Genomic DNA, 14,842 nt, shown 5'->3' with positions numbered 1-14,842 from the left:
CCAACGAGATGCGCTTCACTTCACGGAATCTTCTGTCCGCAACATCCCAACTGTCGTATGTCAGTTCAAACACAACACGAATCGGCCCGTTGGCAACCGTGCGTTGCGAGGAGAACACGCCGGGCTGATGGAGCTTTCCGTTAAACCAGATTCCCGAGCTTCCGCCGCCAAGCGTCTTGCCGACGGAAAAAAAATCGGCTCCTTCGCCGCGATCTTCATGGTATGTGTCCTTGCCGGGCGGGGCACCCTCGCTTTCCTTGTACCATTTCTGAACAATCAAGTAGCGTACACGCTTTGTCCAAACGTCGATGCCGTTGTTGACATCGTTGGCAAGGGGCGGGCCGTACATGCGGAATGCAATACGATCATTCTCCCACGCATAGTCCTCACGTGGCAGCATAAATTTCCCGTCGACCAAGGAGTGCGGTGTTGCCGGAATGTCTTGAGATTGTTGGATGTCAAAGCTCTTTTGCTCACGCGAACGGAAATCTGATTGAAAGAGTAACTCGTCTTCACACACCTGGGAGACGAGAACTTTGCCGTCTTTACTTTCCTTCACAACAAGCTTCTCGGATTCTGTTGCAGGCAATTTCGCCGCAATTTGTTCCAGAGAAATAGCAATTATCTCACTTTTCCGTTCAAAGTGTGATGGATTTTGAACTGTTACCGTGAGAGTTTGTGCTAATCCTGCAGTAACAAATACAAACAATCCACCAAGTATCATAAGACACATCCTCATCTTCATCATTATATCTCCCTGCTGCATAGTAATCTTTTCAATTTCGAAGTCTGTGAAGAACTTGCCCCGCTTCTTCGACGACGAGCAGATCATCATCGGTATCTCTGCGCCACTCGTCGAGATTGAAGGTCCGGGGGTCGCGATATCCAAGATTGACTTCTTTACAGACTTCTTCAGGAATGGATGTCGCCAGCGTAACATTGATGCGCGGTTCTTCAACGCCGTTGGCAAATCCGCCAATGCCCTTCACATTTGTCGAATGTGCAAGAATCAACTTCGGCTCACGGGCGAAGCGATCCCATTGTTCTGTAAAATAGTCCCGCACGTGATACCCGATGCGTCGGATTTCATTCCCGTGAGTGAACGAAATTTCTTTGATGTGCGGCCCGTAGATGATCAACTCGGCACCGTCTGCGGCAACGGGTTCAAGTTTGTACATTGCTTTCCCCGCCACCCAGATGTCATCATAGATAGGAGGAGTAATGCCGAGAATACGTTTGTACGGCCTCTCTTTGTATGTGATGTGAAGCTGCGCGGAGTAGTCCGCCGCATTCGACCACGCCGCTTTCGGCTCTCCGCCGAACAAACAGGCAATCTCATGATGATTATTGACGGCGAATGCTAGACATGTCCGGGGTGTCGGAAGAAATTCAACCGCCCGATCGATGACGCGGCGTGTTGGCGTGTCTTTCATTCCGTTCACAACCGGGTTGGTAATCACTGCGGCCAACCAGTGAAATGTTTCAATCACATCAAGTCCGCCGATGCCGGGGAAGAAGTACTTGTTTCCTCCGGCAAACCCCATCGCTTCGTGAGGCACAACAGGCGAGACGATAATGATATGATCGTACTCGACAGCTTTGCGATTGACGGAGATATGCAACTCCTGACTGAACAGGCCGTTCGTCAATGCCGACACTTCATGCGCAGGAAGCGAGCCCAACGTTGTCAACGCATCCGGGTTTGCATGCTCGTGGTTGAAGAAGTGGATACTGCGGAAGCGGTTCAGGTGATCAGCTTCCGTAATTCCCACAAGCTCGTAAATCCGCTCGATGGGCATCGGAGCATGCGTGCCGGTTGCAACGAGGAAATCCATCGCTTTCACCCGGCGATAGAGAAGGTCGGTCAGAATCGTAAAGAACGTATTGATTGGCGCATGGCGAGTGTAGTCGGGAATCAACACCAGCACGCGTTTGCCATCAAGCGGAAGCCCTTCGATCGTTGCAGTACAAATCTGCTTCACTTCGTCAGGCAAAAGCGCCCGCTCCATTGATCCTGTTCCGTACACCTTTTCCATTACACACCACTATATGCCGAGAATCCGCCATCAACGGGAACGACAATCCCCGTTACAAAAGACGATGAAGGGGAAAGCAGCCACAACACTGCGCCGACAAGATCTTCCGGCTTGCCGAATTTTCCCATCGGTGTATGGTCAAGTATTTTCTGACCCCTTGGAGTCAAAACTCCGGTCTCCTTGTCCGTAAGAAGGAACCTGTTTTGTTCTGTGAGAAAGAACCCCGGCGCAACTGCGTTTACACGAATTGCCGGAGAATATTCCTGCGCCATGTGCACCGCAAGCCATTGTGTGAAATTGCTTACCGCGGCTTTCGCGGCCGAATATCCCGCAACACGCGTAAGCGGACTAAAGGCACTCATTGAAGAAATGTTGAGAATTGTCCCCTGCTTCTGCCGTGCCATGATTTCACCAAACACTTGACTCGGCAGAATTGTGCCCAGCAAATTGAGATCCGTAACAAATCGAATCCCCTCTTCATCCAATTGAAAAAAAGACTTGTCGGGTCCTGTTGTTGCTTTCGGGCTGTTCCCTCCTGCGCCGTTGATCAGGCAATCAATGCGCCCGAAGCGTGCGAGAATTTCATCGGCGGCTTTCTGCAATTCTTGTTTGTTCATCACGTCGGCGGCGAACGCCGCACTGCGGGCCGGTTCGGTTTTCAGTCCGACAATCACTGCTTCGGCGCGGGCGTGATCACGGCTGAGCAGCACTATGTTGGCTCCGGCGCCTGCAATCGCATACACCATCGCTTTGCCCAGCACGCCGGTTCCTCCGGTAATAACAACGGTCTGTCCCGACAACTCATTCATATGAAATACGTTTCCTGATGGATGTTTTTTTTAGTAGCCGAAAAACTTTGGAAGAAACATTGTAATCTCCGGAATGTATGTCACAAACATCAATGCGCCGATCATTGCCAGGAACATCGGCAGCAGCGGACGAATTACTTGGGAGATACTCACATTGGCTATGCCGCACCCGACAAAAAGAACACTTCCCACCGGCGGCGTACACAAGCCGATACAGAGATTCATCACCATCATAATGCCGAAATGAATCGGGTCGATGCCGAGTCCGATTGCCACCGGCAGAAAAATCGGCGTGAAGATCAATACGGCCGGCGTCATATCCATGAACGCGCCAACAAACAGCAGAATGAAGTTGATGATCAGAAGAATCAGAAACTTGTTCTCCGTCAGTGCAATGAGCGCTGCGCTGACTGTTTGCGGGATGTTCGTATAGGCCAGAATCCACGACATGCCCATTGATGTTCCGATCAGCAACATTACCACCGCGGTTGTCAATGCTGTATCAAGCAGGACTTGCGGCAGTTCCTTGAACTTCACCTCACGATAAATCAGAACGGAGAGTATGAATGTATAGAGGACCGCCACCGCCGAAGCCTCCGTTGCCGTGAAGTATCCGGCAATGATTCCACCCATTACGATAATGATCAGGAGCAGACTCGGTATTGCATCGAAGAAACGTTTCACGGATTCGCCGAGACGAAACGCCGACCCGACGGGATACTTTCGGACAACCGCGATGGAAGCGGCAACAATCATGATCGCGAGCCCCATCAGAATGCCCGGCAAATATCCCGCAAGAAACAGGGCTGCAATCGAAACGCCGCCGCTTGCCAGCGAATACACGATGAGAATGTTGCTCGGCGGAATGAGCATCCCTGTTGTAGCTGACGAGATGTTCACTGCTGCACTGTAGCCCCGGTCGTACCCTTCCTTGTCCATTAGCGGCGTCATGAAGCCGCCGATTGCGGACGCCGCCGCGACAGCCGAGCCGGAGATCGAGCCAAACAGCATTGAGGCGAGGATATTTACGAACGCCAACCCACCCGGCAACATTCCAACAAGAACTTTCGCAAGATCAATCAACCGCCGCGCTATGCCGCCTCTGTTCATCAACTGGCCGGAGAGAATGAAGAACGGAATTGCGAGCAGAGCAAAGCTGTCCAAACCCGTGGCCATCCGTTGCGCCACCGTCGTTACCGAAGGGGCTGCCTGAATGGTAATGAGCATCGTGGCAATTGTGGCAATGCCTATGCAGAATGAAATCGGCACACCCAACACCATCAACGTTGCAAAAGAGACAACGAGAACAATAACTTCAGTCCATTCCATATCACCCATCCCCCCGGAGTTGGCCGATATTCTCCGCGATGAACGATATGGAGTAGAAGATCATCAACGCGCCGCTGACCGGCAGAACGAGATACACGTAGCCGAGCTTCACTTGCAACGCGGCAGAAACTTGTTGAAGGGTCAGCGTCAAGCCGACAAGTTCAATCCCTCCCCACAAAATAACCGTGGCAGCAAACAGCAGGACAAACACTTGTATGACAAGTTCCAGAATCAACTTGTTTTTCCCCTTCATCATCATCGGGAGAAGATCAATGGCAAGGTGAGCTTTTCTGCCGACGGCATATGCGCCACCCAGCAAACCGAGCCAGACGAGAAGGTAGCGCGCCAACTCTTCAGTGTACGAGCTCGGTGTTTGAAGCACAAACCGCGTAAATACCTGCCACAACACATTGAGCGTCATGACGGCGACAATGACGATAAGTGACCACTCCACTATCTTGTCAACTTTAGATCGGAGAAGCGAGAGTTTCATTTGAGGTTCTTGATCTGTTGGAGAAGTTCATACACTTGCGGGTCGCTTTTGTATTGCTCGTACATGGGCGCAACCTTGTCGGCAAACACCGAGCGGTCGGGATACGACACCTGCACACCCGCCTCCTTCACCTTCTGCAATGCGTCATCAGATGCTTCTTTCCAGATTTTCTTCTGTAATTCCTCGGCGTCGTGTGCTGCTTTTTGAAGTAATTCCTGTTCTTCCTTTGCAAGTGAATTCCATACCACCGTACTGATAATAATCACGTCAGGGACGGCGGTGTGTTCGTTCAAACTGTAATACTTGCATACTTCGTAGTGACGTGATAGATAGAAGCTGGGGGGATTATTCTCCGCTCCGTCAACCACTCCTTGCTGCAACGCAGTGTAGAGCTCGCCCCATGCAATCGGCGTTGCCGAACCGCCCAGGGCTTGAATCATTCTGATGGATGTCGTGCTTTCCTGGACGCGAATCTTTTTACCTCCAAGATCGTCCGGCGTCATAATGGGCTTGTCTTTCATGTAAAAGCTTCTGCTTCCTGCATCGAGATAGACAAGCCCCCTCACCCGAAAACGCTCGGTTTCAGTCAACAAACGTTGGCCTATTTCGCCGTCAAGAACCATGAAGCGATGTTCCTCATCGCGAAACAGATACGGCAGGCTGTACACTTTGAACGCCGGGGCGAATCCCTCCATGACACTCGACGACACCTTCGTCATGGCAAGACTCCCGATTTGGACGAGTTCGATGCACTCGCGCTCCGTGCCGAGTTGGCCGCTTGGATAGATATCGATTTTCATCTTTCCGCTTGAACGTTCGGACACAAGCTTGGCCATGTATTCCATTGAAACATGAACAGGGTGAGTCCGGTCAAGCCCGTGCGCAAGCTTCAGAACTTGAACGTCATCCGCTTCACGACACGACGCAAAACAGATGAACGAAAGAACGACAATACCGACTCGTGTCAAAGCATTAGTCATGAGAGCCGCCATTAGAACTAGAACGTCCCAAAAACAACGGCTCGATATGCCGTGAGAACAGATTGTAGGTGACATTCGATTCAATTGCCGTCCTGCATTCTGCGAGCAATGATACGAATCTTCCGTTCATCTCGGCAGCAACTTTGAAACTGACATGCAGAAGTTGCCTGAGGTACAGGTTGTATGCCTGCGCGGACTGGTTGTGCTGCAAGGCCGCTACGAATTCATCCGCACTCCACGAGGCAACGTGCTGCGGAGAGGGCAGCATTTCCTTCTTGATGTCAATCACCGGGAGATACGGCTTGCATAATTCGTCGTATCGTTTCATTGCCTCCACATAGATCTCCTTCGCGGCTTTCAATCCATCTCCGCCCGAAGCCGCAAGGCCGATGAGTTCTTCGAGCCAGGTCGTGCCTGCTGTTTTCAGGTGAATGCCGCTGTTGAATTTCTTCATCGCGTTGTACATAACCGGGTACAGCGAGAACTTGTCGCTGCCCGAATGCACGCTGAGTTTCAGATTGGAGGGAAGGTGAAATACGTTGACAGCATGCGCCACAACGGCAAGATCATCCTCGAACTCCTGTGCAAAACACCCTACATTGCCGACATAGTCAATTCCCTTCAGAAATGCACCTGAGAATTTTGGAGCTATAGTCTGAATCCGGATTCCTTCGCGGGCAATTGCCGCAAGAATGAAAAACAACTCGGCCGGAGTCTGAGGGTGATTCGCTTCGTCGAACGACACCTCGGCGACAAAATTGTCGGCACCTTTCCGTTCCGCAATGTGGCGGTACACTTTTCCCGCTTCTTCAACGGCATAGAGATATTTGCGTGCAATATCCATCACAGCGTCGGCTGTGACTGCGGCAGGTTGTTTGATACCGGGAATTTCAAGTGTCCCGACAAATCGTGTCAAATCCTTCACGAACTCCGAAACGTTTTCCGAACGTGTCTGATTTCCGATATAGTCGGCGACATCGATCGTGAAGAAGTTGCAGGAAGGAATGAACCGGTCAACTGTTGCGAGCCCGATATGATCGGCATCCACGTAATAGGATGATTTCCAGTTGCATGCTTTCACGGCTGCATCCGCAGCGTTGCGCGTATCTTCGGGAACGGTGCCGATGATATTGTGTTCTCGATTCGATTTGTTCCACACCGGAACAATGTTGATGCCGAACGCCTGCGCCTTCTGCAACGCTCTTAACTGAGCAGCGCCTTCAAACCCGAATCTATCGCCGACACCAAGTGAATATTTTTCTATGTTCATAAATGTGCTTTCTTGTCAAAGTGTTGAAACGTCAGAGCAATTCCCGCATACCGACCGGATCCATGTCGGTGAACTCCTGATTCTCTCCCCCCATTGCCCAGATGAAGGAATAATTGCGAGTCCCCGCTCCGCAGTGAATTGACCAGACGGGGGAGATGACCGCCTGCCGGTTTCTGAGAATCACGCTGCGCGAGTGATCGGGTTGACCCATCAGATGAACTACAAGTGAATCCGGGTCGAGCCCGAAATAGAGATATACTTCCATCCGTCGCAAATGGGTATGCGGAGGCATTGTGTTCCACACGCTTCCCGGTTCGAGATCGGTCAGTCCCATCACCAGTTGGCAGCTCTTCGCTCCGCCGGGATGAATGTACTTGGCAATCGTTCGCTTGTTGGCCTGTTCCGGTGATCCGAGATTGACTTTCTCTGCGGATGCAGCCCGGATCATGGTTGTCGGGTATGCAGCATGAGCAGGGAAAGATATGAAGAAGAACGCAGCGGGCTCCTTCGCGTTCACGCTTGAGAACTCAATCTGCTTTATTCCGCGGCCAATGTAGAGCATATCTTTCAGCATGAGTGTATGGCGCGTATCGTCAATTCGAACAACTCCCTCCCCGCCGATGTTCACGACGCCAATCTCACGCCGCTCGGTAAAGTACTCTGCCGCAAGTTCCTTCTTTGTTGCAAGTAACTGCACCGGTTGAACAGTAGGAACAGTGCCCCCGATTATCGCCCGGTCAGCATCAGTATAGATTGTCGTTATTGTACCGCTTGCGAAGAGCTGATCGGCAACAAAAGAACGACGAAGTTCCTCCGTTGTCATCCTTTGATATGCATCTTGATTCGGCAAATGTCGTATTTCCATTCTTATTTCCTCTTAGCAAAACTTCATCGGGCCAACCAACCGCCATCAACAACCAACACGTGGCCGTTCACATAATCCGAAGCGGGAGATGCGAGAAATACTGCCGCTCCTTGCAGATCTTCGGGCGTACCCCAACGTCCGGCGGGGATTCTGTCGAGAATTGCCTTTGAGCGGACAGGATCCTCACGCAGGGCCTTCGTATTGTTCGTTGCCATGTAACCGGGCGCAATTGCGTTGACGGTGATTCCGTGTTGTGCCCATTCGTTGGCGAGAGCCTTCGTTACTTGCGCAACTGCTCCTTTGCTCGCTGCATACGAGGGAACAATAATTCCGCCTTGAAACGACAAGAGCGAGGCAATATTGATGATCTTTCCATACTTCCTCTTCATCATATCCCGCGCTGCCGCTTGAGCGAGAAAGAACACCGCCTTGGCATTGATGTTCATGACGTCCTCCCAATCCGTTTCGCTGAAATCAATTGCCGGGGCCCTGCGGATGATGCCGGCGTTGTTCACCAGTATGTCAATCTTGCCAAATTCACGGATTGCCGTCGCAACAATCTCATCAATCGATTCTTTTCGGGATAAATCTGCCAGAAGAGATACCGTTCGAACTCCCTTTTCATTTATCTCATCTATGCCGGCTTCCCGCGGCGTCCGGTCAACCATCAGAATGTCGGCTCCTGCCGCGGCAAGGGCTCGTGCAATCCCGTTCCCTAAGCCCGTGCTTGCTCCCGTAACAATTGCGCTGCGACGCTTGAGATCAAAGCTCGTCATGAAAGTGCCGCCTCCTTTGTTTCCGGTTTTTTCGTCGCATGAGCTCCATTGGCTGTCGTGAATTTGGCAAACGGAAAGTAGCGTTTCGCATTATTGTAGCTGATATCCTGCACCATACTGCCGATGAGTTGGATGTCATTCGGAAGAAGTCCGCTTTTCATTTCCGCGCCGAGGATGTTGCAGAGCAGGCGACGGAAATACTCGTGTCGCGGATATGACAGGAAGCTGCGCGAATCCGTCAGCATCCCGATGAATTGACTCAAAAGGCCCATATTCGAGAGGGCGTCGATCTGTTTCGTCATCCCATCCATTTGATCGAGAAACCACCACGCCGAACCGAATTGGATCTTGCCTGCCACCGATCCGTCCTGAAAATTTCCAATCATCGTGGCAAATAGCTCGTTGTCTCGCGGATTGAGATTGTAGAGAATTGTTTTTGCCAGTGTGTTTCCGTCGTCGAGTCTGTTTAGAAATTTCGCCATCGGTTGTGCTATTGTGAAGTCGCCGATAGAGTCAAATCCTGTATCAGGGCCGAGAGTACGCGCCATGCGGGAGTTCGTATTCCGCAACGCGCCGAGATGAAACTGTTGAACCCAGCCCTTCTCGCAATCCATAAGGGCACATTCGTATAGCACGGCCGACTTCAGTTTCACAACTTCGGAAGGGGCGAGAGGCTTTCCTTGCAACACTTTCGCAAAGAGAACCTGAATTTCAGTTTCACTGTACTCTTCCGCATAGATGGTTTCCAAACCATGATCCGAAACGCGTGCGCCGTGCGCATGAAAATAGTCGTGCCGATTCCGAAGAGCGGCAAGGAAATCCTTGAATGTAATCACTTCCCGATCGGCAGCCTCTTCGAGTTGGGAAAGATAGACGAGAAAAGCAGATACGTTTTCAAATGCCATCGCCTTATCCGGACGGAATGCAGGATAGACCTTGACGGGAAACGATGCATCCGCCGCGAGAATTTTGTGATAATCGAGACTGTCAACCGGGTCGTCGGTTGTGCAGATGATTTCGACATTCATCTGTTGCTGAATACCGCGTGTCGTGAACCCGGGGAGCGCAAGTTTCGCGTTGCATTCTTCCCAAATACTCTTTGCGGTCGAGGAGTTCAAAAGACGGTCGCTGATGCCGAACGGACGCTTGAGTTCGAGATGTGTCCAATGAAACAACGGGTTGCGCAACGTCTTGGGAACAATGGCAGCCCATTGTTCAAACTTCTCCCAATCGGAGGCATTGCCGGTGATGAACCGCTCATCAACGCCGCACGTGCGCATCGCCCGCCACTTGTAGTGGTCGCCGTAGAGCCAGATTTGCGTCAGATTCTCAAACCGCTTGTTTTCCGCAATATCTCTCGGCGAAAGATGGCAATGATAGTCTATGATCGGCAGTGAAGCCGCAAAATCGTGATACAGCCTTACAGCCTGCTCGGTTTCGAGAAGAAAATTGTCGTGAATGAATTCCATTGCTATTCTGCTATTGCATGTCAGTTGGTTGTGAACGACCAGAGTTCACCGGGAATATCTCCCTCTTCGGTTACCGTGTCCACACGCCAGTAGTATGTCGTTCGCGCGGAGAGCCGTCCCGGCTGAAAAGCTGCCGCTGCTGTTCGCGCTCGAAACTGTGGTTCCGTTGAAGTTCCGAAGGATACTTTGTGGGAAATCGCATTCCGACCGGGAACCCACGTGAGCCTGATATTCTTCTTATCAATCTCTTTTGCCTTTCGTTTTGGCGTAGGAAGATAGGCAAACGGCAGCACAGATGGCATATTGCTTTCAGGATCCCATTGCCCGTCAAATGCCCACTGTGCCGTGATGCCTGCTGGTTCAGGGGAATTTTCGGCTTTATCAAGATTGTCGGTAAACCAGGCAAAATCCCCCCCTTCACGTTTGCAGCCGTAATAGTAATGACGTTGCCCCCATACCCACTCGCGCGCATTAGGTGATTCCACCGGAAGGTAGATAGGCCTGTTTGCCATGTTTGATGAAAACGTACAGTTCAGAAGATAGAACTGACCGTCGCGGTGATGCCTGCCGAGCGGAAAACCGGGGACGCCGTCAAAATACGAATCTGTTATGACAAATTTCTGATTTCTGTTGCCGCTTCCGTCGTGCCAGAGTGAGGCACTCTTGTTGTGCCCGAAAAATCTCGAGTTTGTGATGTAACACCAGCCGCGGGGACAAACAAAGTCCACCCACCCTTCAAAGAAACAGTCTGCATGATAGTACATGCCGTTCTGCTTGTTCCAAAGGCTTACTGCATCTCCCCCGTCGGAAACAACCGTGCAGTGAAGCAACATGATACGGGTTCCGGCCCCGCGAATCGCAAACTGATGCTTGTTGAACACGCCGTGTTTCCAGCCGTAGTTGTTATAGATTGTCAGATTCGCAAACGTAATATCCGTGACTGCCGTGTCGATGTTGACGACTCCTGCACCCCAATCGCTTCCATTACTGTGTTTGTGCCACTCTTCCCGCAATACATCAAGCACGATGCGTGTGCTGTCGCGGTTCTCCCCCACCAGCGTGATATGACTCTTTTGAATAAACACCTTCTCGTTATACACACCGTTGCGGACGAGGATGATTACAGGCCGGCCATTCCCGGCCGGAACCGAGTCGAGTGCTTCCTGAATCGACCTGAAATCACCCTGTCCGTTTACGGCGACAATGAGATTCGCCCGCTCGCGGCCCTGTGCAACTGCGCACAAGGCCGCCAGCATAAGCGTTACTGCAAGATATGTTGAGTGGAATTTCAACACAGTTCCTTACTTCAGCAGCATTAATTTCTTGACGGCTGAGTTGTTGCCCGATTCGAGGCGATAGAAATACACACCGCTTGTCAAATCGGAAGCGTTGAACTCAACTTCATGTCTTCCGGCCTCCATATTTTGCGACATGGGAGTCGCGACCTTTTGACCCAGTACGTTGTACACCGTCAGCGATGTAAAACCGGACCTTGTCAGGCTGAAGGCAATTTTCGTCGCTGGGTTGAACGGGTTGGGGTAATTTTGTTCCAACTCAAACGCGGTCGGAACGCCCGGATCGCCGTCCTTCACCGGCAGTGTTGTATTCACGCAGGGGTCGGTCAACCACGCCGCATAGCGGGTCGGGAACCACATAAGTGAACCGACCGGGTAGCCGCATGTGCCGGCCGTATACATCGCATGTCCCGTCGAGTAGGATGCATTCAGGGTATCCCTCCAGTATTGATAGCTCCTCCGGTCATAATCATACGGCGCTGCCCAATTACCTGTGGCCTTCGTCTTGTTTGCACCGCCCATCGCTTCCGGCCTTCGGTACCACTTCATCAGAGCATCCATCTGCCTTGGAACATTCAGCAATGCCACATCCGTTGTTCTGAATGCAGTTGTCGAGTCTGCTCCAATTCTGCTGTTGATGTGATAGGACAGTGGCGATCCGACAGTCAGAGGTGGATTTGCGATGATCGGAAGAATAGACGCTGAATCATAGAACGCCTGTCCAACCGGGGTGACACGATAATAGTTGTTCTTGATAAGCCAACTCGTCGAATCGTTGGGATTGGAGAAGATCCATGTCATACGCGGGAAGCCGAACGCATCAAGCTCGCCGGAATCAGTAAACTCAGCCTGACGAACTGCATCGGTGTCGTTTCCTGCTCCGAATGGGTCAATCAACAGGTTGTCCCGAATGATCATGCGACGACCGACTCTTCCCAAGGACAGCAATCCGTGATACGACATACCGTTCACGAGCGTATTGTGTTCAAACCGCATGTAGTTGATATTCGCCGTGCTGGCGAAGTGGCGAACAACGCGATCCTGCCAATTCACAAATGTGCAGTTCATAATGATCAACGAATCAACAGAACCTCCCCGAACGTCAAGGCCTTTCCCGGCACCGAGGTTCGACCTGCCGAGATATCCCATGTTACCAAAAATCGTGTTGGTAATTCTGAGTGTTCTTGGCGCCTGATCTGTGCGGATATGATTGCCGTTTGTATTTGTCAGTATGCAACTGTCCATCGTCAAGTTGAGTCCGGCTGCTGTTGTGTTGAATAGAGCCCCTTGCAGCTTTGTCAGTTCGGTCGGATCCGCTTCCAGATACCCCGAAATGATGAGGCTCTTTATTGTGACGTCGCCACGCATATTGACGAACTGGCCCGGTGGATTTGCACCCGGGTTATACAAGAACACAGCAGGATTGCTCACCCCGGCAGTTGTGTCGTGTGTCTGTAGACGCAGCTTCCAACCGATGTTCAGAATAACGCCGTTGGAGAGATACAATCCTCCGCGTTGGAGAACATAGACTGCGTTTGTATCCCTGCGTTGCCCGTTCGGAAGCGTGTCCCCCATGATGACGGTGTTCAGGTAGTTCGTTCCGCTGAACGGTGGAATGCGAACAATGTTCTGTGCACTCGAAACCATGGGAAGGAGCATGAGCCCTACAACGACAAACAACAAGGCAATTTGTATTGTACGCATAGTTACCTCCTCTTATGTATTGGTTTGGTGGATTATTGTTGTGGTACGGCCTGCAAATTCCTTATGGAAAAATCCCAAAGACCCTCTGCATTGGTCTCCTCCTTTAGTTAATGTGAGTATTTGGTTATCTGCCCCCATCACAACTCAAGTCGAACGCCCAAGTCGCCGGTCAGCCCGTATTTCTGACTCGAGCTGAGTGTTTGCCAGCCATCGAGATTGTTTGCCCTCTGAACATCCTCCAAAACGCTTGTAAAATTGTTCAGATTGAGAAAGACCGAGAAATTCTCTGTAATCTTCTGTTTGAGTGAAAGATCCCATCGGGTGAATTTCTGTACAACAGGATCAGATTCTCTCGTTGCCGAATAGGATCGTGCGTATTCGCCTTGGAAGAAGAGCGAAACTCTTCCGGAGAATCCGCCAATGTCGTATCCCAAAGCTATGTTGCCGAAGAAATCGGGTTGACCTTCGAGTTTTCCCTTCCGCTCCAGCATAACGGTATACGTTCGAGCCAACGGCGGGAAGGGTGGAGGAAGCAACTGAACATAGAATGTGTCTTCGCGTGTGGACAGGAGAAACGTTTCGGAGCGAACAATCGAGAAGTTGTAACTCAAAACAAGATTCGAGAGCAGGCCGGGGAGAAAACTCAGATTCGCCTGATGTTCAATCTCAAAACCCCAGACTTTTGTGGGTTGTGAACTGTTCACGGCGTATGTGAGGCTGAACGGTTCTCTCGGCTGAAATCCCGGCGGTCGCCATTTGATCCCGAGTGTATCCAATACGGAGCGGACAGAGTCTGGACGGTACTCGCCTCGGATATCCGAAATGGTGTGGAACATGTCCTTGATATCGCGGTAGAATGCCGAGATCGAAAACAAACCAATGGTGTTGCTGTAGAAAGAGGTGTTGACCTCGAAGTTCCATGCCTTTGCGTTCTTGAGGTTCGGGTTTCCGATAACAAGGATGTTACGCGGATTGGTTTTGCGAGAAATCAGCTTCAGTAGCCGGGTATTGAAATCCGGCCTGGCGATGGCGCGGTAGGCGGCAAGTCTCATGCTCATGAAATCCGTCGGTCTGACAGTAAGATGAGCGTTCGGGAGCCAAATCGTTTCTTTGAAATACGCCGTCGAGTCGAGCAACCGGCCTGTCGTCGGGAACCCTCCCAATGAGGTGTTGACATACTTGGCGAGATAGTCATTGTTTTCACTTTCAACCCGTGCTCCGGCAATCAATGTCGCGAAGGAACCGAAGTTGAATGTATTCATGATGTATGCCGACGAAACCCGCTCGACTATATCGTAGAAGTCTGCCTGCGCTTCGGGGTTCGGGTTGTACTCTCTTACTCCGCCGCTGAGACTGACACCGTTTTTGTTCAGCTCATACCATTGACGAAGAGCGTTACGGTCGATCAGAGGATTCAAGCTGTATTTGTCGTAGAGACCCCGTTGAATCGGGCTCTCGTGCAGAAAATTCGTGAACAGCACAAGGCGCCCAACCATCTGCAAGTTGGCAAATCCTGTTCCGGAGAAGTCCTTTCGTGTTATACTGCCGTCAGGGTTACGAACATAATCCTGGAAATAGTTGAGGTAATAAGGTGCCATCAGTTCATCCGACGCCTTGTACCGATTGCGATAGCGGTATTTTCCGCCAAGCTTCAACTCGCCGGCGAGCAGGTCACCGAACGTGTATGGCTGTGCAACGTCGAGAAAACCCGTTTTCTCCCGATCAGTGTTCTTCTCGGATCGAAAGTATGCAGTATCCAATTGGGATTTCGGGAAGTTGTTGTAGGCGAGCGGGATGAATGCTTCGGGCGGACCGT

General features: G+C 51.3%; 13 protein-coding genes. All 13 read right to left on the bottom strand.

Going from position 1 to position 14,842, the window contains the following annotated elements; translation table 11 throughout:
• Window positions 1-748, bottom strand: a 748-nt coding sequence (locus KF749_17825) for a DUF4861 family protein (protein ID MBX2993014.1), incomplete at its 3' end; no start/stop codon positions are given.
• A 28-nt stretch (window positions 749-776) separates the two neighbouring features.
• Window positions 777-2,036 (bottom strand): DUF2088 domain-containing protein, encoded by a 1,260-nt coding sequence (locus tag KF749_17820; protein MBX2993013.1) that lies wholly within the window; start codon window positions 2,034-2,036, stop codon window positions 777-779.
• Window positions 2,036-2,845 carry an SDR family oxidoreductase gene (locus KF749_17815; protein MBX2993012.1) on the bottom strand — a complete coding sequence of 270 codons (810 nt, stop codon included), beginning with the start codon at window positions 2,843-2,845 and terminating at the stop codon, window positions 2,036-2,038. The genes KF749_17820 and KF749_17815 overlap by 1 nt, the downstream gene beginning before the upstream one ends.
• 30 nt (window positions 2,846-2,875) lie before the next feature.
• Complete coding sequence (locus KF749_17810) at window positions 2,876-4,174, bottom strand: TRAP transporter large permease (GenBank protein MBX2993011.1); 1,299 nt, start codon at window positions 4,172-4,174, stop codon at window positions 2,876-2,878.
• Window position 4,175: 1 nt separating this feature from the next.
• Window positions 4,176-4,667, bottom strand: a complete 492-nt coding sequence (locus KF749_17805) for a TRAP transporter small permease (protein MBX2993010.1) — start codon at window positions 4,665-4,667, stop codon at window positions 4,176-4,178.
• Window positions 4,664-5,647, bottom strand: a complete 984-nt coding sequence (locus KF749_17800) for a TRAP transporter substrate-binding protein (protein ID MBX2993009.1) — start codon at window positions 5,645-5,647, stop codon at window positions 4,664-4,666. Before KF749_17800 ends, KF749_17805 begins: the two co-directional genes overlap by 4 nt.
• Window positions 5,640-6,917 (bottom strand): hypothetical protein, encoded by a 1,278-nt coding sequence (locus KF749_17795; protein ID MBX2993008.1) that lies wholly within the window; start codon window positions 6,915-6,917, stop codon window positions 5,640-5,642. The genes KF749_17800 and KF749_17795 overlap by 8 nt, the downstream gene beginning before the upstream one ends.
• A gap of 31 nt (window positions 6,918-6,948) precedes the next feature.
• Entirely contained in the window at window positions 6,949-7,782 is an 834-nt protein-coding gene (gene kduI / locus KF749_17790; protein MBX2993007.1) for a 5-dehydro-4-deoxy-D-glucuronate isomerase, read from the bottom strand.
• Between the two features lie 23 nt (window positions 7,783-7,805).
• Window positions 7,806-8,558, bottom strand: a complete 753-nt coding sequence (gene kduD / locus KF749_17785) for a 2-dehydro-3-deoxy-D-gluconate 5-dehydrogenase KduD (protein ID MBX2993006.1) — start codon at window positions 8,556-8,558, stop codon at window positions 7,806-7,808.
• On the bottom strand, window positions 8,555-10,027 hold the full coding sequence (gene uxaC, locus KF749_17780; GenBank protein ID MBX2993005.1) for a glucuronate isomerase: 1,473 nt from the start codon (window positions 10,025-10,027) through the stop codon (window positions 8,555-8,557). Before uxaC ends, kduD begins: the two co-directional genes overlap by 4 nt.
• A 20-nt stretch (window positions 10,028-10,047) precedes the next feature.
• Window positions 10,048-11,319, bottom strand: a complete 1,272-nt coding sequence (locus KF749_17775; GenBank protein ID MBX2993004.1) for a pectin esterase — start codon at window positions 11,317-11,319, stop codon at window positions 10,048-10,050.
• 9 nt (window positions 11,320-11,328) lie between these two features.
• Window positions 11,329-13,026, bottom strand: coding sequence for a T9SS type A sorting domain-containing protein (locus KF749_17770; GenBank protein ID MBX2993003.1), 1,698 nt, complete (start codon window positions 13,024-13,026; stop codon window positions 11,329-11,331).
• Window positions 13,027-13,163: 137 nt separating this feature from the next.
• Window positions 13,164-14,842, bottom strand: a 1,679-nt coding sequence (locus KF749_17765) for a TonB-dependent receptor (protein ID MBX2993002.1), incomplete at its 5' end; no start/stop codon positions are given.

This window comes from Bacteroidota bacterium, from assembly GCA_019637975.1.
GTDB lineage: Bacteria > Bacteroidota > Ignavibacteria > UBA10030 > UBA6906 > CAADGV01.
Note: the sequence above shows the minus strand (reverse complement) of the source record. Positions and strands in the feature narration are given on the sequence as shown.